Consider the following 26,778-nt stretch of genomic DNA (forward strand, 5'->3'; position numbering starts at 1 on the left):
CGCGGCTCCAGGTGTAGGCCGTGCCTGCGCGCCCGCCCGGCACGCCGATCCGTTCGGCGCGCAGATGTCCATGCCCCCAGGTGCATGGCTCACAATCCAGAGTCCAGGTGGCACGCGGCGCAGAATGGGGTACGAGTCGTCGGACTGATCAGCGTCGGCCGATGCGGGAGACGTCCCTTGAGCGAAACACCGAGCAACGTCGACGCGGCGGCGCGCGCTGCAGCGACGCCACCGCCCTCGTCCGCCGCGGCGCCCGGGCTCTCGGCGCGTCTCGGCATTCCGCTGCTTGCGGTGATCGCAGCGCTCGCCTTCGTGGCGCTCGCGACCACGCGCTGGAACGCCTGGACCGGCAACGCAACGACCCAATCGACCAACGATGCCTATGTGCGCGCCGACCTGACGCAGCTCTCGAGCCGCGTGGCCGGCGAGGTGACGAAGGTTGCGGTCAGCGATTTCCAGCAGGTCAAGGCCGGCGACCTGCTGGTCCAGATCGATCCGGCCGACTACGAGGCACAGGTGTCGCAGGCCGAGGCCAATGTCGAGGCGGCACAGGCGGCGCTCGACAACCTCAGCAATCAGGTCGAGCTGCAATACGCAACCATCGCGCAGGCCGAAGCGCAGCAGGTCTCGGCCGGCGCGGCCGAGGTGCAGGCCAGGCAGGAGGAAGAGCGCCAGCAGTCGCTGTCGCAGAGCGAGGCAGGTACCAAGCAGCGGCTGGAACAGGCAACGGCCGCCTATGCCAAGGCGCAGGCGGACGTGCGCGCGAGCCGCGCGGTGATCGCCGCGCAGCGCCACCAGCTCGAGGTGCTCACCGGCACCAAGAAGCAGCGCGGCGCCGATCTCGCCGGCGCCAAGGCCGCGCTGGCCGCGGCGCGGCTCAAGCTCGGCTACACCAGGATCACCGCGCCGTTCGACGGCGTCGTCGGGCAGCGCCAGGTCCAGGTCGGCGACTACGTCAATATCGGCAGCAGCCTGATCGCGGTGGTGCCGCTGCCGCACGTCTTCGTCATCGCCAACTACAAGGAAACGCAGCTCACCCATGTCGCGCCCGGCCAGCCGGTCGAGGTCACCGTGGACTCGTTCCCCGGCGAAAGCCTGCACGGCCGCGTCGAGCGGATCGCGCCGGCCTCCGGCTCGCAATTCGCGCTGCTGCCGCCCGACAATGCCACCGGCAACTTCACCAAGGTCGTACAGCGCATTCCGGTCCGCATCGCCCTCGACGGCGACCAGCCGCTGCTCGCGCGACTGCTGCCGGGCATGTCGGTCGTGACCCACATCCGCACCGCCGGCCAGGCCGATGGCGCCAAGTGAGACCGAGCGCGGACCGCTGTCGCGCGGCGGCCAGGCGGCGCATCCGCTGTTTGCCGTCGGCGCCGTCCTGCTCGGCTCGTTCCTGGCGAATTTCGACAGCCGGCTGACCTCGGTCGGCCTGCCCGATCTGCGCGGCGCCTTCTCGCTCGGTTTCGACCAGGGCGCCTGGCTGTCCACCGCGGCGATCGGCTCGCAGATCGTGATCGCGCCGGCCGTGGCGTGGCTCGCGACCGTGTTCGGTCTGCGCCGCGTGCTCGGCATTCCCAGCCTGATCTATGCCGTGCTGTCCCTGATCATTCCGTTCGTGCGCGACTATCCGACCTTGATCGCGCTCGCGATCCTGCACGGCATGCTGCTCGGCACCTTCGTGCCGGCCACGCTCATGATCATCTTCCGCAACCTGCCGATCCGCTGGTGGCTGCCGGCGATCTCGATCTATGCGATCCGGGTCGGCTTCGCGCTGGATACCTCGACCTCGCTGGTCGGCTTCTACGTCGAGCATCTCGGCTGGCAGTGGCTGTACTGGCAGGGCGTCGTGCTGGCGCCGCTGATGGCGCTGATGGTCTATCTCGGCACCCCGGCCGAGCCCGTCAACCGCGCGCTGCTCGAGAACGCCGACTGGGGCGGGATGCTGCTGCTCGGCAGCGCCGTGTCGATGATCTATGCCGGGCTCGACCAGGGCAACCGGCTCGACTGGCTGCAATCTGGCACGGTGATGGCGCTGCTAGGCGGCGGCGCCGTGCTGTTCGTCCTGTTCCTCGTCAACGAGGCGCTCGCCCCGCAGCCATGGGCGCATTTCAACGTGCTGTTCTCGCGCAACATCGGGCTGTCGCTGGTCGTGATCCTGCTGTACACGCTGACCAGCCTCTCGAACGCGTCGCTGGTGCCGAACTTCCTCGCCACGATCACGCGGTTGCGGCCGGAGCAGAGCGGCTCGCTGCTGTTGTTCTACGGGGCGCTGCCGATGATCGTGCTGGTGCCGCTGTCGATCACGCTGCTTCGCCATCTCGATCCCCGCATCGTCGTCGTGCTCGGTCTCAGCGCCTTCGCCGCGGCCAATCTGCTCGGCACCCAGATCACCCATGCCTGGGCGCGCGAGGATTTCATCGTCATCGTCGTGCTGCAGTCGATCGGACAGGCCCTGACCTTGCTTCCGATCATCATCCTCGCGCTGTCGAATTCCGATCCGGCCCGCGCGACGTCCTTTGCGGCCTATATCCAGGTGATGCGGCTCGGCGGCGCCGAAATCGGCGTCGCCCTGATGGGAACGTGGCTGCGGGTGCGCGAGCAGGTGCATTCGGCCTATCTCGGCCTCAACATCCGGAGCGGCGATCTCGACGTCGCACGCGCATTGCAGCGGTTGACCGGCTATTTCGCCGCGCATGGCGCAGGCGAGGCCAAGGCCCGCGCCGTCGGGACCTTGGCCGCGCAGGTGCAGCGCGAGGCCAACGTGCTAGCTTATCTCGACGCGTTCTGGCTGTGCTTCTGGCTCGCGATCGCCGCGCTCCTGCTGGTCGCCCTGATCACGCGCGCGCCGCCGGGGCCATTCGCGCCGACACCGATCGGTGTGAGGGCGGCGTGGATGCGACGGTTCGGATCGTCGACGATTTGAGCGAGCCCGACCCCGCATGCGGGGTCGTAGCTTCCTCTCCAACAACGCCGGCGCGCCTCTGCGCCTTTAACCTTCTGGCGAAAGCCGAGCCGCGCGATCAGAATCGCTGGCGCTGCATGTTGCGCGCTATATCTGAGAGCTACGACATCTAGCCGTGAACAGATCTCAAACCGTGATTCGCAAGCGATTCGGACGCGGTTCGTTCCAGCCGCGTTCCGAACCTTAACAGCGGCACGGTGAGCGTCGCATTCTGGGACATCATGCGCGCGATGGTTGCGGCAGCTCATCGAGCGGCCATTTCGGACGCTTGATCTTCCTGTAGGGCAACGTCGTCACGTCGCGCGCGACCACGCCGGGCGCATCGACCATGATGATGTCAGCCGCGATCGGCGCAAATGCCGCGCGGAAATGCTGGGCGGATTTCACCACCACGAGCTTGCGCGTGGCAGGATCGCAGCCGAGCTGCGTGAAGAAGTCGGTGCCGAACGCCTGGCAACGGAACGTCGTGATCACGACCTCGACGCCATTGCTCACGATCAACGCGCAATCGCCGAGCTTGGCGGGCGTGCCGGCAAGGCCCGTCATCACCATGTTCTCCTTCAGCGCCTTGATCTCCCAGGTCGCATCGACCGGATCACCCGACAGCGGCCCGATCTTGCCGCCGATCCGCAGCGGCAGCTTGGCGCCAACGCCGGCATCGAAGGCGATGCGCACCGCGATCGGATCCCAGAGTGGACCGAGGCAGGCATTGCCGATGTTGCGGTCGAGCAGCCGGCGCAGGATGAACGTGGAATCGCCGGGCGCACCGCCGCCGGGATTATCGCTGGCATCGCCGAGCACGATGGTGCCGTCTGTCGCCAATGCCTGGTCGAGGGCGGCATCGACGTCGGGCATGCGCTCGGTCACCGCCTCGCGCATGCCGATCAGTTCGTCCGCAAGGCGGCGGGCCAGCGCCTTCGCCCTGACACCATCCGGATCGACGGCGGCATCGCTATAGACCAGCACCTTGGTGCCCATGTCAGGCGTGTCGCCCCAGCCGAAGCCGTGCACGATCGAGACCGACACGATGCCGTCCTTGCCTTCGAGCGCGGTGATGCGGTCGACGAAGCTGCGCACCGGCTCGCGTGTGGTGTGCAGGGTGACGATCATGTCGGTGTCGACCAGGGCCTTCTGCAGCTTCAGCCGCTTCTCGGCGATCTCGGTGCAATGCTTCACCAGATCCTGCGCGCGCTCGAGGATGTCGGTGTGCGGATATTCCTTCCAGCAGATCAGCAGATCGGCGCTTCTGAGCATCAGCTCGCTCATGTGAACGTGGGGGTCGAGCGTCGCGCCGATGACCACATCGGGCCCGACGATCTCGCGGATGCGCGCGAGCAGCTCGCCCTCGCAATCATCATAGCCGTCGGCGATCATCGCGCCGTGCAGGCCGATCAACGCCATGTCGATCGGCAGTGCAGCCTTGAGATCGGCGAGGATCTGATCGCGCAGGGTCTCGAACGCGGCGCGGGTGACCAGCCCGTTGGGCACGGCCGCGGCCACCAGCCCTTCGATCAACGTCCAGCCCTTGGACGGCCCGACCTGGCGCGCAGCCCATAGCGGCCCGCCATGCATCTGCATCTTGTCCGGATGCTGGCCGGCCGGGAAGTAGGCGCGCTCATGGAAGGTCGCGAGCCCCGTGGGCATCGGCGCGAAGGTGTTGGTCTCGGTGGCAAGGGCGGCGGAGAAGACACGCATGGAGGGGAGGCTCTTGGTTCGCGCGAGGGACGAGGATGCGGCGCAGGGGACCGCATCGCGTCCATCAGCACAAGCCGGCAGGAAGGAAGAGCGCCCGTCGCCCAGCGCATGAGCGGCGTCAGACCGCGCTCTCAACCGCGACCGACTGATCCTCGATCGCCTTGATCGCGACCAGCGCGACCTGCGTCAGCGCCTCGCGGTCGGCGCCTGACGACGCCATCACGCTCATGCCGGTGATGACGGCCGAGACATAGCGGGCGAGCGCCGCAGGGTCGGCGGTGGCAGCCAGATCGCCTTCGCCCTTTGCGCGATCGAAACGCTGCCGGAGCTGCGCCTCGGTCTGCGCACGGCGGGCCGCGAGCTCGAACGGCACATTGGCCGAGCCGGAGCCGCAGGCGAGACCGCCCTGCACCAGCAGGCAGCCGGGCGGATTGGACGGATCGGTCTGTTTCTCGGCGACGCCCATCAGCATCCGCGCGGTGACCTCGCGCGCGGTCGGCGCGCTCAAGACCTCGTCCATCCAGGCCTCCCGTCGCGCCGTGTAGCGGTCGAGCGCGGCCCTGAGCAGGGCCTCCTTGCTGCCGAACGCGGCATAGAGGCTGGGCGGGTTGATGCCCATGGCGTCGGTGAGCTGGGCGATGGTGGCGCCCTCATAGCCATGGCGCCAAAACACCTCCATCGCCTGGTCCAGCGCGGTGTCGCGATCGAAAGTCCGGGGCCGTCCGATGCCCATGTGCAAAACTCCTGTTCCGTCTCCGCCCCGTCCGATTTCTTATCTAGTTGTTATTGAACGCGATTTCTTTGATATGGCGCAGTCGCCGAAAGTCGGGCTACTATTTTCGTAGCATCCGTTACATAAGTCTCTTGCGAACCGGTTGCCAGCGCCACATTTGTAGCGAGCACTACAAAACTGGAGCGCGCCAATGCCTTCGCCCGAAATTCGTTCCTCCGGCCGCCTGAAGCGGTGGCTGAGCACCGTCGCCGCCGCTGGCTTGGTGATTGCTGCCGGATCCTATGCCGGCTCCCATTATTTCAGCTTCAGTTCCGCGCCGAATGCAGCCCGCGCTGCGGCCCCCGAACAGGCCGTCGCCGTTACGGTTGCCGTGGTCGAGCCGCGAAAGGCGAGCCTGTGGGACGAGTTCTCCGGCCGGCTCGAAGCCGTCGAGCGGGTCGAGATCCGGCCGCGGGTGGCCGGTGCCATTCTCGGCACCAATTTCACCGAGGGTTCGCTGGTCAAAGCTGGCGACGTCCTCTTCAAGATCGACCCGGCGCCCTACGCAGCCGAGGTCGACCGGGCGCAGGCGCAGCTGGAAGCGGCGCGCGCCCGCGCCGCCTTCGCTGCCAACGAACTGGAGCGCGGCGCGCAGCTGGTCGGCAATTCGATCGTGACCAAGCGCGATTACGACCAGCGCGACAACGGCAATCGCGAGGCGATCGCCAACGTCAAGGCCGCCGAGGCGACCTTGCAGACGGCCAAACTCAACCTCGACTACACACAGGTGCGGGCGCCGGTCGACGGCCGGGTCGGCCGGATCGAGGTCACCGTCGGCAACCTCGTCGCCGCCGGCTCGGCCTCGCCGGTGCTGACCTCGCTGGTGTCCGTCAATCCGATCTATGCGAGCTTCGATGCCACCGAAGAGCTGGTGTTGCGCGCACTGTCGGCGATCGCCGATGGCTCGGGCAAGCGCGGCAATCTCGACCGCATCCCGGTCGAGATGACGACCTCGGGCGGCATCGCGGCATCCGGCCACATCCAGTTGATCGACAATCAAGTCAACGGGCAGAGCGGCACGATCCGCGTCCGCGCCGTGTTCAAGAACGAGGACGGCCGGCTGATCCCCGGCCAGTTCGCGCGCGTGCGCATGGGCCAGCCGCAGCAGCAATCGCTGGTGCTGCTCGACGAGCGCGCCATCGGCACCGACCAGGACAAGAAATTCGTGATGGTGGTCGGTGACGACGAGCGCGCTGTCTATCGCCCGGTCAGCCTCGGCGGCAGCGTCAACGGCCTGCGCATCATCTCCGCCGGTCTCAAGCCTGGCGAGCGCGTCGTGGTCAACGGCCTGCAGCGGGTGCGGCCGGGTGCGTTGTTGAAGACGCAGGTGGCCGCGATGGGCGCACGCGATGGGGCGGCGTCAGACAACAAGCAACTGGCGCAGCGCTGATCGTCATTGAGGCCCGGCTGTCCCCGACCACCACAACTGTCGTCCCCGCGAAAGCGGGGATCCATAACCACCGGCCCTGCTTGTCGACCAAGGAAGATGACCCGCAGTCTTTTTCACCAATTGGCCGTCCGCGGTATGGGTCCCGGCGTTCGCCGGGACGACACCGGATGTGAGGCGGCAGCGAGCCAAACAGGCCAAGCGAAATCCACACTACACGCTGACATCTCCCGACCACGGGGCCTCCCATGAACCTCTCCAAATTCTTCATCGACCGGCCAATCTTCGCAGGCGTGCTGTCGACGCTGATCTTCCTCGGCGGCTTGATCGCGCTGTTCTCCATGCCGATCTCCGAATACCCCGACGTCGTGCCGCCCTCCGTCGTGGTGCGCGCGACCTATCCCGGCGCCAATCCGAAGGTAATCGCCGAGACGGTGGCGACGCCCATCGAGGAGCAGATCAACGGCGTCGAGAACATGCTCTATATGAGCAGCCAGGCGACCACCGACGGCGCGATGACGCTCACGGTCACCTTCAAGCTCGGCACCGATCCGGACAAGGCCACGCAGTTGGTGCAGAACCGCGTGCAGCAGGCCGAGCCGCGGCTGCCCAACGTCGTGCGCCAGCTCGGCGTCATCACCAAGAAGAGCTCGCCCGACCTCACCATGGTCGTGCATCTGATCTCGCCGAACGGCCGCTACGATACGACGTACCTGCGCAACTACGCGGTGATCAACGTCAAGGACCGGCTGGCGCGCATCGACGGCGTCGGCGACGTGCAGCTGTTCGGCGCCGGCGACTATTCGATGCGGGTCTGGGTCGATCCGCAGAAAGCGGCCGAGCACGGCCTGTCGGCGTCCGACATCGTCAAGGCGATCCAGGCGCAGAACGTCGAAGCCGCGGCCGGCGTGGTCGGCGCATCGCCCAGCGTCAAGGGGCTCGACCTGCAGCTCTCGGTCAATGCCGAGGGCCGGCTGTCGAACGAGGACCAGTTCGCCGACATCGTCGTGAAGACCGGCGCCCATGGCGAGATCACGCGGCTGCGCGACGTCGCGCGCATCGAGCTCGGCGCCTCGGAATATGGACTGCGCTCGCTGCTCGACAACAAGCAGGCGGTGGCGATCCCGATCTTCCAGGCGCCCGGCTCCAACGCGCTGCAGATCTCGGACAACGTCCGCGCCACCATGGCCGAGATCAAGAAGACGATGCCGGAGGGCGTCGAGTATCACATCGTCTACGATCCGACCCAGTTCGTGCGATCCTCGATCGAGGCCGTCGTGCACACGCTGTTCGAGGCCATCGTGCTGGTCGTGATCGTGGTCATCCTGTTCCTGCAGACCTGGCGCGCCTCGATCATCCCGCTGCTGGCGGTGCCCGTCTCGATCGTCGGCACCTTCGCGGTGATGCACCTGTTCGGCTTCTCGATCAACGCGCTCAGCCTGTTCGGCCTGGTGCTCGCCATCGGCATCGTCGTCGACGACGCCATCGTCGTGGTCGAGAACGTCGAGCGCAACATCGAGAGCGGCCTGTCGCCCCGCGACGCCACCTACCAGGCGATGCGGGAGGTGTCGGGACCGATCATCGCGATCGCGCTGGTGCTGGTCGCCGTGTTCGTGCCGCTCGCCTTCATCTCCGGCCTCACGGGACAGTTCTACAAGCAGTTCGCGCTGACGATCGCGATCTCGACCGTGATCTCCGCCGTCAACTCGCTGACCCTGTCGCCGGCGCTGTCGGCGCTGCTGCTCAAGGGCCACCACGAGCCGAAGGACCGCCTCACCCGCATCCTCGACAAGAGCCTCGGCTGGTTCTTCCGCGGCTTCAACCGCGCCTTCGTCCGCGCCTCCGACAATTACAGCGGCAGCGTGTCGAAGGTGATCACCGGCAAGGCCGCGGTGATGATCCTCTACGTCCTCCTGGTCGGCGCCACAGCCGTGCTGTTCAAGCAGGTGCCGGGCGGCTTCGTGCCCGGCCAGGACAAGCAGTATCTGGTCGGCTTCGCCCGACTGCCCGATGGCGCCACGCTCGACCGCTCCGAGGAGGTCATCCGCAAGATGAGCGACATCGCGCTGACCCAGCCCGGTGTCGAGAGCTCGGTCGCCTTCCCCGGCCTGTCGATCTCCGGCTTCACCAACTCCTCCAATGCCGGCATCGTGTTCTCGACCTTGAAGCCGTTCGACGAGCGCAAGGATCCGTCGCTGTCCGGCGGCGCGCTGGCGATGGAGCTCAACAAGAAATATGCGGGCATTCAAGACGCCTTCATCGCGATGTTCCCGCCGCCGCCGGTCAACGGCCTCGGCACCATCGGCGGCTTCAAGCTGCAGATCGAGGACCGCGCCGGGCTCGGCTATGAGGCGCTCAACGACGTCACCAAGGCGTTCATGGCGGGCCTGCAAAAGTCGCCGGAGATCGCCGGCGTGTTCTCGAGCTTCCAGGTCAACGTGCCGCAACTGTTCGCCGACATCGACCGCACCAAGGCGCTGCAGCTCGGCGTGCCCGTGACCGAGGTGTTCAACACCCTGCAGATCTACCTCGGCTCGTACTACGTGAACGACTTCAACAAGTTCGGCCGCACCTATTCGGTGCGCGTGCAGGCCGACGCGCCGTTCCGCGCCCGCGCCGACGACATCCGCCAGCTCAAGGTGCGCTCCGCCTCCGGCGACATGGTGCCGCTGTCGGCGCTGCTCAACGTGCGACAGAGCGCAGGTCCCGAACGCGCCATCCGCTACAACGGCTTCCTGTCGTCGGACATCAACGCGGCAGCGGCGCCCGGCTTCTCCTCGGGCCAGGCGCAGGCGGCGGCGGAGCGGGTCGCGGCCGAGGTGCTGCCGCCGGGCTTCGCCTTCGAATGGACCGACCTGACCTATCAGGAGTTCATCGCCGGCAATTCGGGCCTGTGGGTGTTTCCGCTCGCGATCCTGCTGGTGTTCCTGGTGCTGGCCGCGCTGTACGAGAGCCTCACCTTGCCGCTCGCGATCCTGATGATCGTGCCGATGGCGCTGCTGGCGGCGATGTTCGGCGTCTACCTCTCGAAGGGCGACAACAACATCTTCACCCAGATCGGCCTGATCGTGCTCGTCGGCCTCTCGGCCAAGAACGCGATCCTGATCGTCGAATTCGCGCGCGAGCTCGAATTCGCCGGGCGGACGCCGCTGCGCGCGGCGATCGAGGCCAGTCGCCTGCGGCTGCGGCCGATCCTGATGACGTCGATGGCGTTCATCATGGGCGTGCTGCCGCTGGTGCTATCGACCGGTGCAGGCTCGGAGATGCGGCGGGCGATGGGGGTCGCGGTGTTCTCCGGCATGATCGGCGTCACCGTGTTCGGCCTGTTCCTGACGCCCGTGTTCTACGTGCTGCTGCGAACGCTGACCGGCATGAAGCCGCTGACCCAGCACGGCGGCCACGGCACGGTGGCAGCGCAGCCTGCGGAGTAAACGGCATGTGAACAAGCGTGATGTCGGACGCGGAGAAACGCAATCGTCTCTTGTTTCGTAGAGGCAAGTGACAGTCGGCGTCCTCATCACGCTTCCCCGATGATCCGGGGCACGATCAATTCTCAGCGACTGTGAACTGGATCACAGACCAGCGCAGCGGAATGGAGGACGCCAACTCCAGCACGTTGCGCCGACCCGGCGGCCTGTCCCGCACCAGGCCGCCGGGTCATTCGACCGAAGGAGTTGCAACATGGATTTTTTGAATCATCTCGTCGCCGCCAGGCTGAAGAAGACGGCAAAGGGTTTTGAACGCATCGGCGCACACGGTGCAGCGCGGCGGCTGCCGGCTCCGACCCGTGCACGGGCGACGAGCAGACCGGCGCTCGGCCTCGTCGTCGACAATTCGGCGGAGAGCGAACCGGTGCCGGCGCTTGCCTGCCCGGACGATCAAGGCTGCAGCGCCGGATTGTAGGGCCGCAAGCCCCCAACGCGTCCCCAGGCGTGAACCCGGCCGGACCAGGCCAGGCGCCGGCAGCGGACGATCTCAACACGCCCTGCCGCGGCGCGGCCGAGCCGCCGCTAGCGCCAAAATGGCATCATCTCACGATCAAAACTCGCGCTTGCCACGGCTGGGAACAGCCGATAGCTTTTTTGAACCTTTCAAAGCGCGACGGATCATCGAGCATGTTTTCACGGCGGACCAGCCCCACGGGTGTGAAGGTGTCGAACGGAACGGGTCGGGCGACGCCACGCGCGGCCCTCACCGTCTCGAAGACGGTGCTGGTGGCTGCGGCAGCCGTGCTGAGCCTCGCCGCGGCGGCGCAGGCGCGCGATCTCACGGTGGTGTCGTGGGGCGGCAACTATCAGGACGCGCAGCGCAAGATCTACTTCCAGCCGTTCGCCGCCAAGCTCGGCGCCACCGTGCTCGACGAGAGCTGGGACGGCGGCTACGGCGTGCTGCAGGCCAAGGTGAAGGCCGGGGTGCCGAACTGGGATGCGGTGCAGGTCGAGGCCGAGGAGCTCGAGCTCGGCTGCAGCGACGGCATCTATGAGAAGATCGACTGGAGCAAGATCGGCGACAAGAAAGGCTTCATCCCGGCCGGCGTGAGCGATTGCGGCGTCGGCGCCATCGTCTGGTCGACGGGCATGTCCTATGACGGCGACAAGATCAAGGACGCGCCGAAGACGTGGGCGGACTTCTGGGACACGGCGAAGTTTCCCGGCAAGCGCGGCCTGCGCAAGGGCGCCAAATACACGCTCGAATTCGCGCTGATGGCCGACGGCGTGCCGGCGGCCGACGTCTACAAGATGCTGAAGACCAAGGAGGGCGTCGAGCGCGCCTTCAAGAAGCTCGACGCGCTGAAGGCCGACATCGTCTGGTGGGAGGCCGGTGCGCAGCCGTTGCAGCTCTTGTCGTCCGGCCAGGTCGCGATGACCTCGGTCTATAACGGCCGCATCAGCGCCATCAACCGCACGGAGGGCAAGCATTTCGGTTTCGTGTTTCCGGGCAGCATCTACGCGGTCGATAGCTGGGTGGTGCTGAAGGGCTCGCCAAACAAGGATGCCGCGATGAACTTCATCGCGTTTGCGAGCCAGGCCGAGAACCAGGCCAAGCTGCCCGAATACATCGCCTACGGCCTGCCGAACATCGCCGCCGCCAAGCTGGTGCCGGAAAAATTCGCCGCCGAGTTGCCGACGACCCCCGATAATCTCAAGCAGGCGATCGCGCTCGACGTCGGCTTCTGGACCGACAATTCGGAAGAGCTGTCGAAGCGCTTCAACGCCTGGCTGGCGCGCTGAGGCTCGCCGCTTCAGCAAACCGGGCGCGCGATGATCGTCGTCGCGACGCGCGCCTGCCCTCCTCGTGCATGAGTCCCGGCGAGGTCCGCGCCGAAAGCCTCCGTCATGGATACCCCCTTCATCTCGTTCCGGCAGGTGGTCAAGCGCTTCGCTGCGCTGACCGTGGTCGACGATCTCGATCTCGATATCGCCCGCGGTGAGTTCGTCGCCCTGCTCGGGCCCTCCGGCTCCGGCAAGACCACGCTCTTGATGATGCTCGCCGGCTTCGAGCAGCCGACCAGCGGCACGATCGAGGTCGGCGGCGCCAGGGTCGACGGGCTGCCGCCGCACAAGCGCAACATGGGTGTGGTGTTCCAGAACTACGCGCTGTTCCCGCATATGAGCGTGCGCGACAACATCGCCTTTCCGCTCAAGATGCGCGGCACGTCCAAGCCCGAGATCGCGCAGCGCGTCGCCCGCGTGCTCGACATGGTCAAGCTGTCGACCATGGCCGAGCGCAAGCCGGCGCAGCTGTCCGGCGGCCAGCAGCAGCGCGTCGCGCTTGCCCGCGCCCTGGTGTTCGAGCCGCAGGTGGTGCTGATGGACGAGCCGCTCGGCGCGCTCGACAAGAAGCTGCGTGAGCAGATGCAGCTCGACATCCGCGACCTGCACCGCCGGCTCGGCCTCACCATCGTGTTCGTCACCCACGATCAGGACGAGGCGCTGACGATGTCGGACCGCATCGCCGTGTTCAACCACGGCAGGATCGAGCAGATCGGCACGCCGCGCGAGATCTACGAGCTGCCGCGCACGCCCTTCGTCGCCGAGTTCATCGGCGAGACCAACCTGCTGGCGTGCAAGGTCGACGAGCACGCGGGCGAGGCGGTGCGGCTGACGACGGACTCGGGCCTCGCGCTGGCGGCGCATGCCGGGGCCGGCCGCATTGATGGCGGCAGGGTGCAGGTCTCGATCCGTCCCGAGGCCATCCGGATCAACGATCATGCAGCGGCGACCGCGAACCGCCTGACCGCGCGCATCCTGGATGCGGTGTATTTCGGCGATCACATGCGTCTGGTCGCCACGGTCGGCGCGCAGCGGCTGATCATCAAGGGCGATCGTGCCGGTGGTCAGGCTGCGGAGGTCGGCCGCGACGTGGCGCTGTCATTCGCGGCGTCGGATGTCTGGGTGGTGGGATCATGCGACCAGACCTCGCCCAGCGCCTGAAGGCGGCCCTGCTGCTCGCGCCGCTTCTGGCGTTCATGCTGTCGTTCTTCGTCGTGCCGCTGGTGACGATGATGAAGTCGGCGGTATCGGATCCGGTCGCGACCGAGTCCCTGCCCCGCACCCACAAGGCGCTGGCGCGCTGGGACCGCATAAGCGTGCCTCCTGCAACCGCACAGGCCGCGTTCGTCGACGACATCCGCAAGCTGGCCAATGACGAGCAGTTCGGCGATCTCGTTCGCCGCCTGAACAGCGCGCAGTCCGGCTTCCGCAGCCTGCTCGGCAAGACCCGCCGCGCGCTCGACAGCTCCGGCGCGGTCGACCTCGCCGCGATCGACTCGCGCTGGAGCGAGACCTCCTATTGGACGACCATCGCCGAGGCCGTGGCCTCGCCCTGGACCGACAAGAACCTGCTCGCCGCCGTCGACCTCGAGCGCAACGCCGCCGGCAATATCGCTGCGATGCCGGAGGGCGCCTCGGCCAACCGCCTGATCATGATCCGGACCTTCGTGACCTCGGCGCTGGTGACGCTGGCCTGCATCCTCATCGGCCTGCCGTTCGCGATGGTGGCCGCCTCGGTCGAGGGCTGGCGCCGGCAGATCCTGCTCGGCGCGGTGCTGCTGCCGCTGTGGACCTCGCTCCTGGTGCGCACCGCGGCCTGGTATGTCGTGCTGCAGGACAACGGCCTGATCAATGCCACGCTCAGGGGATTGGGCCTTACTTCAGCGCCGGTGCCGCTGATGTTCAACCGGCTCGGCGTCGTCATCGCGATGACGCATGTGCTGCTGCCGTTCATGGTGCTGCCGATCTTCAGCGTGCTGATCGCGATTCCGCGCAACCTGATGCCGGCGGCGGCCTCGCTCGGCGCGCATCCGCTGCGCGCCTTCGTCCACGTGCTGCTGCCGCTTTCGATGCGCGGCGTCGTCTCCGGCGCGCTGCTCGTGTTCATGGCCGCGCTGGGCTACTACATCACGCCCGCTTTGATCGGCGGCGCCAACGACCAGATGATCAGCTCGGTGATCGCCTACTACGCCACGGGGGCGGCGAACTGGGGCATGGCCGGCGCGCTCGGTCTCGTCCTGCTGGCGATGACGATCCTGCTCTATGCCGTCTACATCCGGCTGACCTCGGCCGAGGAGCAGCGCGCATGAAATGGCTGCCGCTCATCAAGCTGCTGTTCGCGATCGCCGTCGTCGTGTTCCTGCTCGGGCCGTTGATCGCGGTGCTGCCGTTGTCGCTCACCGACAGCGTATTCCTGAACTATCCCATTCCCGGCTATTCGACGCGCTGGTTTCGCGAGCTGGTCACCGCCGAATCCTGGCGGCTGTCCATCGTCAACAGCCTGCTGATCGGCTCGGGGACCACAGCCCTTGCAACGTTGCTCGGCACGCTCGCCGCGCTCGGCCTGCGCGGCAGGCGCGCCTCGCTGCTGATCTCGACCTTGCGCACCGTGTTCCTGCTGCCGATGGTCGTGCCGGCGGTCGTGCTCGGCGTCGGCATGCAGCTGATGTTTTCGCGCTACGGGCTCACCAACACCTATCTCGGCGTCATCATCGCGCACACCGTCGTCGCCGTTCCGTTCGTGCTGGTCAACGTCTCCTCAGCCTTGCAGGGCGTCGATATCCAGCTCGAGCGGGCCGCCGCGAGCCTCGGCGCCTCGCCCGCCATGGTGCTGCGCTCGGTGACCTTTCCCATCGCGCTGCCCGGCATCATCTCCGGCGCATTGTTCGCTTTCGCGACGTCGCTGGACGAGGTGGTGCTGACGCTGTTCGTCGCCGGCCCCAATCAGCGCACCCTGGCGCGGCAGATGTTCGCCACCATCCGCGAGAACATCAGCCCGGCGATCGTCTCGGCGGCGGCCGTGTTCATCGTCGGCACGATCGCGCTGTCGCTGGCGATGCTCGCGATCCGGCGGCGGATGTCGTGAAGGCCCGACGCGCACGCCTGCCCGTCGAGTTACTCTTCATGCCCGGGCTTGACCTGGGCATCCACGTCCTTTCCTCCACGCATGAAGACGCGGATGGCTGGGACGATCCCGGCCATGACGTCGTGGAGAGAGCCGGGCTACAACCCTGATCGTCAAGTCAGATCGCCCTACCCCGCCTTCACGTACTTCCGCCAATTGTGCGCTTCCTTGAACCCGAGCACCTCGCGCGCCTTGCGGTTCGACAGCGGCGCTTCGCGCTCGCCGAGCTCACGGGTGATCGGGACGTTGGGACAGTAGCGGCGCAGCAGCTCGCGCGTCGGGATATCAGCCGTCACCGTGTCGTTGACGGCGTTGAAGACCTGGAAGCCGAGCCCGTCCTTCTGGATCGCCAGATGCACGATCTCGCCGAGGTCGCGGGCGTCGATATAGGACCACGCATTGCGCTTGCGCGACGGGGGATCGGCGAGAAAGCCGGGAAACCTGTCGTATTCATGCGGCTCGATGACGTTGCCGATGCGCAAGCAATAGATGTCGATGCCGTAGCGCATTGCAAACGCCCGCGCCGTCTTTTCGTTCACGACCTTGGACAGCCCATAGGAGTCCATCGGGTCGGTGTCGTAGTCCTCCTCGAGCGGAAAGCTCCTGAAGTCCTTGTCGCCCTCCGCGAAGCATACGCCATAGGTGGTCTCGCTGGAGGCGATGATGATCTTGCGCACGCCGAGCTTCGCCGCGGCCTCGATGACGTTGTAGGTGCTGATCGTGTTCACGCGAAAGGTCTCATTGTCGGGCTCGATGAGCACCCGCGGGATCGCGGCGAAATGCACCACCGCATCCGGCGCCCGTGGCGGCCGTCCGGCGTTGAAGCCGCCGAAGCCATGATGCGTGGTCAGCGCGTTGAAGGCCTGGCCGCTGTCCGTCAGATCGGCGATCAGGGTGTTGATCCCGGGGTGATCGAACGGCTTGAGGTCGACGTTGAGGAGCTCGTAGCCCTTGTCCTGCAGATGCGGCAGCACATGCCTGCCCGCCTTGCCTGTTCCCCCGGTGAACACCACGCGTTTGGCTGTCATTGTTCTGTCCTCGTGAATGCGTCGGTTCTAGCAGCTTCCGCCGCGCCCGCTCCATAGGAACTTCCAACCGGCCGTGGCCCGCTGTCCCTCGACGTCGAACCGTGTTGCCGCGCCGCATGGGCTGACGAACGCGCCGGCCGGCAGGCGATCCATTTCAAGCTGCTCCTTGTAGATGAAACATTCCAAGCACGATGCCAACAATCCGAATTCGGCCAATGTCCCGACGGGCCAAACCCAAGCAACTCATTCGCGTCTGATCCATCACGGCGCCGGCAACAGCGGCCGCTGAGAATCTTTCTCGCCATCAGCAGCCAAGTTCCCGCACTCGTGATAGGTAACTAATTGCCGTTACGTAGATGCACTGGGCGGCTGGTCCGTCCCGGAAAGGAGTTGTCACGCGATTGTCGTCTCGCGTCGTGGCGCCGTCATTCGTTGCAGTATTGGCGACGATCCTGCTATGCGGCCCGTCCGTCTCGCAACCCGCAAAAGGCTCCGCCTCCACTGCTCCTGTTTCGAAATATCAAGGTAGTACTTGAGCAGCGTGATACCCGAACGCTCGATCATTGCCTCGAATGCCGGCACGGTCTCGAGGAATTCCTCGGTTTCCTCCTTGGTGCAGAAGCCCATGATGCTCTCAACTCCAGCCCGTTTATATAAACTGCGATTGAACAGCACGATCTCTCCTGCCGCGAGCAAGTGCGAAACGTGACGCTGGAAGTACCATGAACACTGTTCCCGATTGCTTGGCGCTACGACGCGGGTATCACGCGGGCTTAGAGGTTCGACGATCGACTTGATCGTGCCATCCTTGCCGGCGGCGTCGCGACCTTCGATGATGACGAGGATGCGCTGACCGCGCTCAATCACGCAGCGCTGCAGCTTCACGAGCTCTCCGATGAGACAAGATCAGATTTGTCCAATCGATGCACGCTGACGTTGCGCTAGATCAATTCATACAGGCCTTCTCGGATCATTGTCGTTTTTGAGACACCGGATGCGGGTAGCTGCGCTCCCCGAAAATGATCTTGGAGATGCCCTATGAACAAGTCGTCCAAAACCGTGCTGGCTGCACTCATCATCGCCACCACACCACTTCTCGTTGCCCCTGTCATTGCCGCTCCGGTAACCTCCCCGCTGATGCTGCGCAGCGCCGTGGCGCCATCGGTCGAGACCGTGCGATATCGCCATGGCTGGCACGGCGGCGCGGGTGTCGGAATTGGTGCAGGCATCGCTGGCGCGCTGATCGGCGGAGCGATCATTGGGGCAACGCAACCCTACGGATACTACGGCTACGGTCCCGGGCCGGTCTACGTCGCTCCGGCTCCCTATGTGGGCGACGCGGTCAGCTATTGTGCGCAACGCTTCAGGTCTTATGACCCGTATTCCGGCACGTATCCTGGTTACGACGGCTTACGACATCCGTGCCCGTGAGAGTAACCGGAGTCTCCGCCTGTCTGTTGTGATTCAAGCCTGTGATCTATTCAGATCAACCGCTCGAAATAGAACAAATCCGCTATAGCTGGACGCCTCATTGGCGGGCTCCGTTCCTCCTTGTCCACTCATGAAAATGAGTGGACATTATTGGACTCCGTGCTCCCCTTCAGAGGCTGCTCCAGTCTCGCCGGGCGCTGTTCTTCTGAAACAAGGGCCTCCTCGTCCGGCGTGACGGAGGTCGACTGCTGACGCTATCGTGGCCGCTACTACCGCGCAATCGGTTCTGGGATCCCTGGCGCCGAAGCTGGAGTCGCTACCTACGGACCCGGCCATTTCGCGCCGGGCTACTACGCACCAGGCCAATACGGTTGTCCCTACCGCTATCGTCGCCGCCACGTGCCATGCTGAGGGCACGATTAATCCAAGATATACAGAAGAGACGCGGTAGCGCTCATCTGCGTTTGGGAATGTCACGGCTAAACATGCGCCGCGCAGCGGCGCCAAAGCTTGTTGCTGTGATTATGTCAACTCCGTTGACGCGTTCACCTTTATCGTCATGCCGGCCTTTCCGCCTCGAAATTACCCCCGCGGTTTTGCGCTACATCAAGGTCGCCATGACCGCGAGGAGCAGGCTGTTTTTCTCTTTCTTCAACCTGCGGAGAAACCAGATGAGCCTTCCGAGATTGTGGACTACCAGCCAGGAGCCTGCATTCGACCCATTCAGGGCCATGCGGCGTGAAATGGAGAACGCGCTTCGCGTTTTCGATCAGGGTTTGCCTTCTCCCAGCATTGGTGCCGGGGCGCCAGCAGTCAGTGTGGCGGAGACCAAGGATGCTTTCGAAGTGACCGCCGAACTTCCCGGCGTGGACGACAAAGATATCAAGGTCAGCCTGGACGGCAACCAGCTGGTTATCTCCGGCGAGAAGAAGGCGGAGAGCACGAAAGACGAAAAGGACTGGCACGTCGAGGAGCGCAGCTACGGCTCATTCTATCGATCGATGTCTCTCCCATTCGAGCCGGAAGAGGGAGCCGTCGAAGCTCACTTCGACAAAGGCGTGCTGCATCTCGCAATCAAGAAGCCGGCCAAGGCGGTGAAGACCACCAAGACGATCGATATCAAGACAGGTGCTCCACCGAGCGCAAGCCCCGCACCGAACAAGGCCGCCGCACCTGGCAAGGCCGCTTAGTTCTGCGCGGCAGAAAGCCGGAGACCAGACCGAGGTAAGCCGGTCGCGGTCTCCGGATTTGGTCATTCGCCTTCTCCGGTGCCGCGATCGAATGAGACTTCGTAGCTTGATCGGCTTCTTGGTCTCAGCGAGCCTCCGTCACGCCTCTGCGATAGAATGAGAGCTCCGATGAAGAAGTCAGTTCGCTCAATTGAGGAGTCTGAGCAGAAGGTGCCACGTGCCGACCGGCCGCCGTCGGAAGGATTTGTGGTCATTGTCGACGGGCACTTCAAGTCGGCGTTTGAGACGGCCGAAGCGGCCGAAGCATCAGGTCGTAAACTGAAGTCGACTTATCCGATGCTCAAAATCGAAATCTATGACGCCGCTACAAGGGGCAGAACCTTGTTAACCCAAGACACATAGCTATCGCATCGTCCTCGTCGGGAGCGGACAATGGCCTTCCTAAAAAGGGAACTGTATCGCCAGGTAAAAGGCCCCGATATCACACGCGAGGATCGCTGTTTCCTTGTCTTCGATACAGACACCAAGAACTTGTATGTCGAGCGGGAGGTGGCGCGTTTGGAGACTGGCATTGGGGGCACGATCGAATACCAAACGGCGACAATGGATATTTCGGACTATCTGACGCAGGGCGGTCAAACAGCTGGTCACCGCGAACTTTGGCGTTTGCTGAGAGCGCTCTTCAACGAGGACCGCGACGGTGCCGGCCCCTCGCGTGAGGTCTAACTTCGCCGCACCTTTTCACCGCCATCATCTGATGAACTCCGCACCCCAAGCCGACTGATCCGGCGCCGCGCGCACGACGACCTGCGGCGACGTCATGTTGGGCTTTGCTTCTCTTTTACAATTTGCGCCAACAGTCTGCGCACTCGCTCATCGTGAAATGTCATTCCGAAAAGGGCCAGAACGACCTGGCCGGGCGGAAGTTCCTCGTCGCCCTTTGCCTGTCGAATGAACATTTCCATCTCGCCATTTTCACGAACAACGATAGCCGCGTCGTTGGCCTTGGCCGGCACCGGGCCGTATACCTTGATCCCAATCAACAATTCGGCCTAGCCGTAGCCTATGGTGGCAATGACCATCATCCCAGGCCCGGAGCCAAAGCGAGATGAACACGCAGCTCGGCACTGGTGCTGCGGCCGAAAGCAGGGAAGCTCTGCCCTATGTGCCGCGTCCATCGACTGGACGCCCGGTCAGCGAGCCGGCCGTACAGCCACGATTTGCGACGAGGCGCTGGGTTCTCGTTGGGATCGCGGCACTGCTTCTTGCTGCATCCCTGGGCATCTGGTGGTCGTTCAGCGGCGACGCTTCAGTTCGATATGAGACAGCATCTGTTGCGATCGGCGACATCGCGCGCGACATCAACGCCACGGGGTCGGTCAATCCGGAATTGACGATCATTGTCGGGACCTATGTCTCCGGCGTGATCCAGGAATTGAGTTGCGATTACAACACGCAGGTCAAACGCGGACAAAGCTGCGCCAAGATTGATCCCCGCCCCTATCAGAGCATCGTCGATCAGGCGAAAGCCAGTCTCGCCATCGCGAAAGCGCAACTGGAGAAGGACAAGGCATCGCTCACCTATGCCAAGGCCAACCTGGAACGCCTCGCCACGCTCGTCAGGACAAGCGCCGTGTCGGAGGACGCCTACGACAATGCGAAAAACGTGTACGATCAGGCTCTGGCGCAAATTGCGTTTGACGGGGCCACCATCCAGCAGCGCGAAGCCGTGCTCGCCGCGGCACAGGTCAATCTCGACTATACCAACATCATCTCGCCGGTCGATGGCACGGTCGTTTCGCGCGCCGTCACCATGGGACAAACTGTGGCGGCGAGTTTCCAGACTCCCACCTTGTTTCTGATCGCGACCGACCTCACCAGGATGCAGGTGGACGCCAATGTCAGCGAGAGCGACATCGGCGGCATCAAGAATGGCGACAAGGCGACGTTCACGGTCGACGCATATCCGAAACGTCTGTTCGAGGGAACGGTGACCCAGGTCCGCCAGTCCCCGCAAACCGTGCAGAATGTCATCACTTACGATGTCGTCGTGAGCGTCAACAACCCTGATCTGGCGCTCAAGCCGGGCCTGACGGCGGCGACAAGGATCATCGTCGATCGGCGCAGCGGCGTGCTCCGAGTTCCGAACCGGGCGTTGCGTTATGTCCCGACCGGGACCGCCCTTGGCGACACGAAACAAGCGCGCGTTTGGGTGCTGCGGGACGGATCGCCGGTGCCGGTTCAGGTCATGGTCGGGCTCGACGACGACGAGTTTACGGAGATCGTGCAGGGCGACCTGAAGATCGACGACCGGGTGATCGTCGCGGAGCAACGGAATTCAGCGAAAGCACGTTCCAGCGTGCCGCGGCCCCGCCTCTGATCGCATCGGCTACAACGATTGAAGGCACATGGCGGAGCCGGTTATCAGGATTGAGGGAGTGTCGCGGACATATCATGTCGGCGACATCGACGTTCGCGCGCTTTCGGACGTCAGCCTGATCGTCGAACATGGCGAGTTCATCGCCATCATGGGCGCGTCCGGATCGGGCAAGTCGACGCTGATGTCGATCCTCGGTTGCCTCGATCGGCCTACCGCCGGTCATTACTGGTTCGACGGCATCGACGTCGCGCAGCTTGCAGAGCCGGATCTCGCCGGCCTTCGCAGCGAGCGGCTTGGGTTCGTATTCCAGAGCTTCAATCTATTGCCGCGCACCAGCGCCATCGACAACGTCGCCTTGCCGCTTCTGTACGCGATGTCCGGCCAGAGCCATGCGAGCGCGCGCTTCGAGCGGGCTCGCGCGGTTCTGGACAAGCTCGGGCTGCGCGACCGGGAACGCAACACGCCGGGCCAGTTGTCGGGCGGGCAGCAGCAGCGGGTGGCAATCGCGCGGGCCCTGATCAATCAGCCGAGCCTGCTGTTGGCGGATGAGCCGACCGGCAATCTCGATACCCGCAACTCCAACGAGATCATGCAGACGCTCAGCTCGCTCAATCGCGAACAGGGCGTCACCATCATCGTGGTGACCCACGAGCCGGATGTCGCGGCCTTTGCCGATCGCGTGCTGACCATGCGCGACGGCCAGATCATCACGGATGTGAAGAAGACAAAGCCCGCCAAGGCGCCGCAGCCGGCGAGCGGGACGGCGGACAAATTGGTCCAGCCCAGGGAGCGGTCGGCCTACGTCGCAATGTCGGTCGCATCATGGCCCTTTGCCTGGATGGTGATGACGGCGGCCGCCGAGGCGATCTGGCGCAACAAGATGCGTTCAGCGCTGACAATGCTTGGAGTCTTCATCGGCGTCGCCGCATTGATTGTCATGGTGTCCGTCGGCCAGGGGGCGAACGAGGCGGTCCGAAAGGAGATCGCAAGGCTCGGGACCAACCTCGTGGTCATCCTGCCGGGCGCCGCCACAAGCGGGGGCGCTCGGGGGGGCTCCGGAAGCGCTTCGACGCTGACCGTTGCCGACGTCCGGGCGATCCGGCAGGAGGCACCCGCCGCCGGGGCGGTGAGCTACCTCATCCGCCAGCCGGGGCTGATCCGCTTTGCGAACCAGAACTGGACCACCGGCATTCAGGGCGTAAGCGCCAATTATCCTCCGATGACGAACTGGCAGATCGCCGCAGGGCGGGCGATCACTCCGGAGGACGAGCGAAGCTCGGCGCTGGTCGCGGTCCTCGGCGAGACCGTGCGCCGGCAACTCTTCGGCACCTCTCAGAATCCGATCGGGGCGACGGTGCAGGCCAAGGGTGTGTCGTTGCGGGTGGTCGGAATTCTTGAAACCAAGGGACAGACATCTTTTGGGCAGGACCAGGACGATCTGATCATGGTTCCGTTCACCACCGCCGAGCGCAAGATTATCGGCGTTGCCGCCCCAAGCCAGCAGCAAACGGCGATCAACTGGATTTATCCGACGCCGCCGAATCCGTATGGGCTTCAACCGCGCATGACCGGGTATGTGAATCAGATTTACGTGCAGGCGGTGGATCAGGCCGGGATCCAGGCGGCGATCGATCAAGCTACTGAAATCCTGGCGCGGCGTCACCGCATCCGCCCAGGCACCATCAACGATTTTTCCGTGCGCAACCTCAGTCAGATTGCGCAGACCGCGGAGGGAAGCAGCCGCATCATGGCGCTCCTCTTGGCCGCGGTGGCGTCCATCTCGCTTGTGGTCGGCGGCATCGGCATCATGAACATCCTGCTCGTCTCGGTGACGGAGCGAACGCGGGAGATCGGACTACGGATGGCGATTGGCGCGCGGAGATTGCACGTCCTGCTACAATTTCTTGCCGAGGCGATCTTCATCAGCGTCAGCGGCGGCATCGTGGGAATTGTCATCGGCGCGGCGTTGTCCGTCGCCATCTCCATCCTCACAGGCTGGCCGGCGCCGATATCCCTGGCCGCGATTGCCGGCGGGTTCCTGTTCTCGGCAGCCGTTGGCATATTCTTCGGCTACTACCCCGCGCGAAAGGCCGCTCGGCTCGATCCCATCGAAGCGCTGCGCTACGAGTAAGCAATACGTTGACCAGACGGCCCGACGTTGACGGGCTCGGGAAACTTGCGCATCATAACTCCTTCACGAAATTTCGAAAGACTTCGCTCGTATGGACTGAACGAACCAGGCCAGGACGCAGAAGCCTAATCGACGGAAGCCGCCGCCCCATCAGCAACGCCGTCGAGTTTCGCCAGGCGCTTCGGTCGCGGGCCCGAACTCGCCGTATTCCGGACTGCCTCGGTCAGCATCTCACGGAGCTCGGCCTTCGTCTTATGCGGTTGCCGCGTGCTCGATTTCTGCCATTTTGCCATCTACCTAATATGGGGATGCCCGCGCAAAATGCCACTTTTTGGTTCCAGGCATGGGTCTTCGGCGGCGACGAGAGGCGGAACGCCCAGGAGCTCATACGCACGATCGACGATGTGTCCAAAGATATCGTCTGCGAACATGACGCGGGCTTCAGCGAGCAATTGTCCACGAGTGGACATGTTAGCTCGATTCATGTCCACCCGACGAGGCAAACGTCATCCCGCTGTTGCTCGGATGGGATTGGCTGACGCCGGCTCAGCAGGCTGATGTGGCCGCGTTCGTGCCGAAGGCGCTCGACGCGCTGCTCCTGGACGGCGGACGCTTCACCTGGGCCGCCGGGCCGCTGACCAAGGGCTCGAACCTCGGCCATGGCACCGGCGGTCTGGCTCGACCGCGCGCGGCGGTTCGCCTGGGATTGCATCACGGACGACGCCCGGCTTCCCACCATCGATGTGGTCTGACGTCAGCGGTCTGCTGAACGGCTTCCAGTCATCCGCACGCTGGGGCAAAGCGCCGATGTCGGCCTGGGCGCCTCGACGGGGAGTGATCGACGACGACAAGCGATATTTACGCCGAGGGTGGACGGTGCTCGCGAAACGCAGTCGCGAGGGTTCTAAGCGCTTCGCGGGATTTGGCGTCCGAGAGTGTCGAGAGAAGAATGATTTCGGACGAGGGAAGCGAGGGCAGTCCGAACCGCCGGCTAACCTCGACCGTGCCGGCCGGCGCGAGCCGGCAAGAGAATACGGCGGTGGCCAAGCCGGCCGAGACTGCGTCGGACACGACGGAGGAACCGCCGCCGAGGAAAACCTCCGTCCAGGCTATTCCCGCAGCGTCGAGCGCGCGGGTGGCGATGTCACGGACTCCGCAGGACGGCGACAACGCGGCCAAACGCAGCGGCTCGCCTGCTCGATGCACGAAGTCCGGAGATGCAAACCAGCCGAAGTGTTCCGGCGCAAGCACCTCGCCGTCGCGCCGGTCGTCCTCCCTGCGGATAATCGCCGCATCGATTTCGCCACAGTCGAAAGCGTCCAGCAGGTTGCGCGAATTGTCGAGCCGCACTTCGATGGTGAGCGCCGGGTCGTGTGCGTTCAACCGCGCAAGGAGTGTCGGAATCTCCGATCCAGCCACATGGCTGGCAATGCCGAGCGCAAACCGGCGACGAGTCGAGGATAGCCCCGCGACGGCGCGGTCATGGGCGGCAAGAAAGTCGCGCGCCGATTCAAGGAACACCGCGCCCTGCGCCGACAGCCGGACCAACCGCGGCGTCCGTTCGATCAGTTTCTGGCCGAGCCGGTCTTCAAGCCGTTTCAGCTTTACACTGATCGCGCCTTGGGTGGTGCCAAGCACCTCCGCCGCCCGTGTGAAGCTCTGCTGATCGGCGATCGTCACGAAGGCCTGGACGGCATCCACGTCCAGTATGGTCATCCCATCTATCCAAATTTGCTGTCTTTGAAATATCCAACCATCCAGTTCTGGAATGGTCAAGTCCCGGCTATGTTGCGTCCCACCGCGACACGCGAACCGAGTTGCGGCTCCTCTCATCACCGCTGGATTTCACCATTGCCGACCACAACGTCGGAAGGCCGAATCATGACCCCTGCACTGACACGCCGAAGTACAATCGCCTTGGCCGCCGCCTGCCTCTCGTCCCTCATGTTCGGCCTGGAGATTTCCAGCATCCCCGCAATCCTGCCGACGCTGGAGCAGGTGCTGCGCGCCGATTTCAAGCAACTCCAATGGATCATGAACGCCTATACGATCGCGGTGACGACCGTTCTGATGGCGACCGGGACGCTGGCCGACCGCTATGGGCGCAAGCGCATCTTCATGGTCTCTATCGCCGCGTTCGGCGTGACGTCGCTTGTCTGCGGCGTGACCGAGAACGTCTCGGTGCTGATCGGCGCCCGATTTCTCCAGGGCCTCAGCGGCGGCGCGATGCTGATCTGTCAGATCGCCATCCTTTCTCATCAATTCCAGGAAGGACGGCAGCGCGCCATCGCCTTCGGCTGGTGGGGGATCATCTTCGGCATTGGTCTCGGCTTCGGTCCGATCATCGGCGGCGCGATCGTCGCGGTCTCGAGCTGGGAGTGGGTGTTCTTCGTCCATGTCGCGTTTGCGATCCTGACACTGATGCTCACCCTCAGCGGCGTTCAGGAATCGAAGGACTCCGAGGCCGGCAGTCTCGACGTTGCGGGCATCATCACACTGTCGTTGTCGGTCTTCTGTCTCGCTTTCTTCATCACGCAGGGACCGGATCTTGGCTTCACCAGCCCGACCGCCCTGGGAGTCATTGGCGTTGCGATCGCGAGCTTCATCGCTTTCATCATCGCCGAAAAGTTCAGCCCGCGACCGATGTTCGACTTCTCGGTATTCCGCATCCGCGCTTTTTCCGGCGCAATCATCGGCTCGGCCGCGATGAACTTCAGCTTCTGGCCCTTCATGATCTATTTGCCGATCTGGTTTCAGGCGGGCCTCGGCTACGACAGTGTCTCTGCTGGTCTCGCATTGCTTGCCTACACCCTTCCGACGCTCGTCGTGCCGCCGCTGGCGGAGCGGCTTTCGCTACGCTATCAGCCCGGTTTCGTCATTCCCGTTGGCCTGTTCATGATCGGTCTGGGCTTCATTCTGATGAAATTTGGTAGCGCCGCCGCGCAGGCAAGCTGGCTGACGATGCTGCCCGGGTCGCTGTTCGCCGGGATCGGCCTCGGCCTGACCAACACCCCTGTTACCAATACGACAACGGGTGCGGTTTCGAGCGATCGTGCCGGTATGGCGTCCGGCATCGACATGAGCGCCCGGATGATCTCACTGGCGATCAATATCGCGGTGATGGGTTTCATCTTGATCAGCGGCGTGCTGGCACACCTCAAAAATGCGCTGCCGGATTCATTGGACGCCGCGCATCTGCGCTTCTTCGCCGAGAGGATCGCCGCAGGAAGTCTGGTTTCCGTTCCAGAGCTGTCGGAGTCGCTCGTCCATCAGGCGCTTGTCCAAGGCTTTGGATGGGTGATGCTTTACGGTGGGGTCGGCGTTTGGGGACTCGCTCTCGTCAGCCTGCTCGCTTTTCGGCCTCGGGACCATCGATCGATGAAATCGCCGATGGTTTGAAGGCAG

Annotated in this window: 23 protein-coding genes; 17 read left to right on the top strand and 6 right to left on the bottom strand. The window is 64.5% G+C overall.

Going from position 1 to position 26,778, the window contains the following annotated elements:
- Positions 1 to 177: 177 nt before the first annotated feature.
- Both QX135_RS13325 and QX135_RS13330 read left to right on the top strand, forming a co-directional pair.
- Positions 178 to 1,311: an HlyD family secretion protein gene (locus QX135_RS13325; protein ID WP_316181852.1), complete on the top strand. Its 1,134-nt coding sequence runs from the start codon at positions 178 to 180 to the stop codon at positions 1,309 to 1,311.
- On the top strand, positions 1,298 to 2,923 hold the full coding sequence (locus QX135_RS13330) for an MFS transporter (RefSeq protein WP_316181854.1): 1,626 nt from the start codon (positions 1,298 to 1,300) through the stop codon (positions 2,921 to 2,923). The genes QX135_RS13325 and QX135_RS13330 overlap by 14 nt, the downstream gene beginning before the upstream one ends.
- Before the next feature lie 258 nt (positions 2,924 to 3,181).
- On the opposite strand, the gene QX135_RS13335 is transcribed toward QX135_RS13330, so the two are convergent.
- Both QX135_RS13335 and QX135_RS13340 read right to left on the bottom strand, forming a co-directional pair.
- Positions 3,182 to 4,657: a M81 family metallopeptidase gene (locus QX135_RS13335; protein WP_316181856.1), complete on the bottom strand. Its 1,476-nt coding sequence runs from the start codon at positions 4,655 to 4,657 to the stop codon at positions 3,182 to 3,184.
- A gap of 118 nt (positions 4,658 to 4,775) precedes the next feature.
- Complete coding sequence (locus tag QX135_RS13340; RefSeq protein WP_316181858.1) at positions 4,776 to 5,390, bottom strand: TetR/AcrR family transcriptional regulator; 615 nt, start codon at positions 5,388 to 5,390, stop codon at positions 4,776 to 4,778.
- A gap of 190 nt (positions 5,391 to 5,580) precedes the next feature.
- Here QX135_RS13340 and QX135_RS13345 point away from each other — a divergent pair, with 190 nt between their 5' ends.
- The 7 genes from QX135_RS13345 (at position 5,581) to QX135_RS13375 (ending at position 15,174) form a co-directional block, all read left to right on the top strand.
- A complete protein-coding gene (locus QX135_RS13345) occupies positions 5,581 to 6,819 on the top strand; it encodes an efflux RND transporter periplasmic adaptor subunit (protein WP_316181860.1) in 1,239 nt (412 codons plus the stop codon).
- 245 nt (positions 6,820 to 7,064) lie between these two features.
- Complete coding sequence (locus QX135_RS13350; RefSeq protein ID WP_316181863.1) at positions 7,065 to 10,247, top strand: multidrug efflux RND transporter permease subunit; 3,183 nt, start codon at positions 7,065 to 7,067, stop codon at positions 10,245 to 10,247.
- 250 nt (positions 10,248 to 10,497) lie between these two features.
- Positions 10,498 to 10,719, top strand: a complete 222-nt coding sequence (locus QX135_RS13355; RefSeq protein ID WP_315736500.1) for a hypothetical protein — start codon at positions 10,498 to 10,500, stop codon at positions 10,717 to 10,719.
- A gap of 212 nt (positions 10,720 to 10,931) precedes the next feature.
- A complete protein-coding gene (locus tag QX135_RS13360; RefSeq protein ID WP_315795983.1) occupies positions 10,932 to 12,047 on the top strand; it encodes an ABC transporter substrate-binding protein in 1,116 nt (371 codons plus the stop codon).
- A gap of 105 nt (positions 12,048 to 12,152) precedes the next feature.
- Positions 12,153 to 13,250, top strand: a complete 1,098-nt coding sequence (locus QX135_RS13365; RefSeq protein WP_316181866.1) for an ABC transporter ATP-binding protein — start codon at positions 12,153 to 12,155, stop codon at positions 13,248 to 13,250.
- Between the two features lie 35 nt (positions 13,251 to 13,285).
- Positions 13,286 to 14,398 (top strand): ABC transporter permease, encoded by a 1,113-nt coding sequence (locus QX135_RS13370; protein ID WP_315737055.1) that lies wholly within the window; start codon positions 13,286 to 13,288, stop codon positions 14,396 to 14,398.
- Entirely contained in the window at positions 14,395 to 15,174 is a 780-nt protein-coding gene (locus QX135_RS13375; RefSeq protein WP_315736497.1) for an ABC transporter permease, read from the top strand. The genes QX135_RS13370 and QX135_RS13375 overlap by 4 nt, the downstream gene beginning before the upstream one ends.
- Positions 15,175 to 15,341: 167 nt before the next feature.
- On the opposite strand, the gene QX135_RS13380 is transcribed toward QX135_RS13375, so the two are convergent.
- A complete protein-coding gene (locus QX135_RS13380; RefSeq protein WP_315777910.1) occupies positions 15,342 to 16,241 on the bottom strand; it encodes an NAD(P)-dependent oxidoreductase in 900 nt (299 codons plus the stop codon).
- Positions 16,242 to 16,634: 393 nt separating this feature from the next.
- A complete protein-coding gene (locus QX135_RS13385; RefSeq protein ID WP_410052093.1) occupies positions 16,635 to 17,126 on the bottom strand; it encodes a hypothetical protein in 492 nt (163 codons plus the stop codon).
- Positions 17,127 to 17,279: 153 nt separating this feature from the next.
- On the opposite strand from QX135_RS13385, the gene QX135_RS13390 reads away from it, so the two are divergent.
- The 4 genes from QX135_RS13390 (at position 17,280) to QX135_RS13405 (ending at position 19,588) form a co-directional block, all read left to right on the top strand.
- Positions 17,280 to 17,672 (top strand): BA14K family protein, encoded by a 393-nt coding sequence (locus tag QX135_RS13390; protein WP_316181869.1) that lies wholly within the window; start codon positions 17,280 to 17,282, stop codon positions 17,670 to 17,672.
- A gap of 671 nt (positions 17,673 to 18,343) precedes the next feature.
- A complete protein-coding gene (locus QX135_RS13395) occupies positions 18,344 to 18,862 on the top strand; it encodes an Hsp20/alpha crystallin family protein (RefSeq protein WP_315795972.1) in 519 nt (172 codons plus the stop codon).
- A 168-nt stretch (positions 18,863 to 19,030) separates the two neighbouring features.
- Positions 19,031 to 19,264, top strand: a complete 234-nt coding sequence (locus tag QX135_RS13400) for a hypothetical protein (RefSeq protein WP_315771217.1) — start codon at positions 19,031 to 19,033, stop codon at positions 19,262 to 19,264.
- A gap of 30 nt (positions 19,265 to 19,294) precedes the next feature.
- The gene (locus tag QX135_RS13405) at positions 19,295 to 19,588 is read left to right on the top strand and encodes a hypothetical protein (RefSeq protein WP_315736492.1); all 294 of its coding nucleotides are present in this window, start codon (positions 19,295 to 19,297) and stop codon (positions 19,586 to 19,588) included.
- A 92-nt stretch (positions 19,589 to 19,680) separates the two neighbouring features.
- Here the strand turns inward: QX135_RS13405 and QX135_RS13410 are convergent, their stop codons facing one another.
- A complete protein-coding gene (locus QX135_RS13410; protein WP_315795969.1) occupies positions 19,681 to 19,905 on the bottom strand; it encodes a hypothetical protein in 225 nt (74 codons plus the stop codon).
- A gap of 65 nt (positions 19,906 to 19,970) precedes the next feature.
- Between QX135_RS13410 and QX135_RS13415 the strand changes: the two genes are divergently transcribed.
- The 3 genes from QX135_RS13415 (at position 19,971) to QX135_RS13425 (ending at position 24,142) form a co-directional block, all read left to right on the top strand.
- Positions 19,971 to 21,242, top strand: a complete 1,272-nt coding sequence (locus QX135_RS13415) for an efflux RND transporter periplasmic adaptor subunit (protein ID WP_315771215.1) — start codon at positions 19,971 to 19,973, stop codon at positions 21,240 to 21,242.
- 28 nt (positions 21,243 to 21,270) lie between these two features.
- Entirely contained in the window at positions 21,271 to 23,373 is a 2,103-nt protein-coding gene (locus tag QX135_RS13420) for an ABC transporter permease (RefSeq protein ID WP_315779135.1), read from the top strand.
- 559 nt (positions 23,374 to 23,932) lie between these two features.
- On the top strand, positions 23,933 to 24,142 hold the full coding sequence (locus tag QX135_RS13425) for a hypothetical protein (protein WP_315795967.1): 210 nt from the start codon (positions 23,933 to 23,935) through the stop codon (positions 24,140 to 24,142).
- 89 nt (positions 24,143 to 24,231) lie between these two features.
- Here the strand turns inward: QX135_RS13425 and QX135_RS13430 are convergent, their stop codons facing one another.
- Positions 24,232 to 25,089 carry a LysR family transcriptional regulator gene (locus tag QX135_RS13430; RefSeq protein WP_315795965.1) on the bottom strand — a complete coding sequence of 286 codons (858 nt, stop codon included), beginning with the start codon at positions 25,087 to 25,089 and terminating at the stop codon, positions 24,232 to 24,234.
- A 165-nt stretch (positions 25,090 to 25,254) separates the two neighbouring features.
- Between QX135_RS13430 and QX135_RS13435 the strand changes: the two genes are divergently transcribed.
- Entirely contained in the window at positions 25,255 to 26,772 is a 1,518-nt protein-coding gene (locus QX135_RS13435) for an MFS transporter (RefSeq protein WP_315795963.1), read from the top strand.
- The last annotated feature ends 6 nt before the right edge of the window (positions 26,773 to 26,778 follow it).

It is taken from the genome of Bradyrhizobium sp. SZCCHNR1098 (assembly GCF_032489375.1).
GTDB lineage: Bacteria > Pseudomonadota > Alphaproteobacteria > Rhizobiales > Xanthobacteraceae > Bradyrhizobium.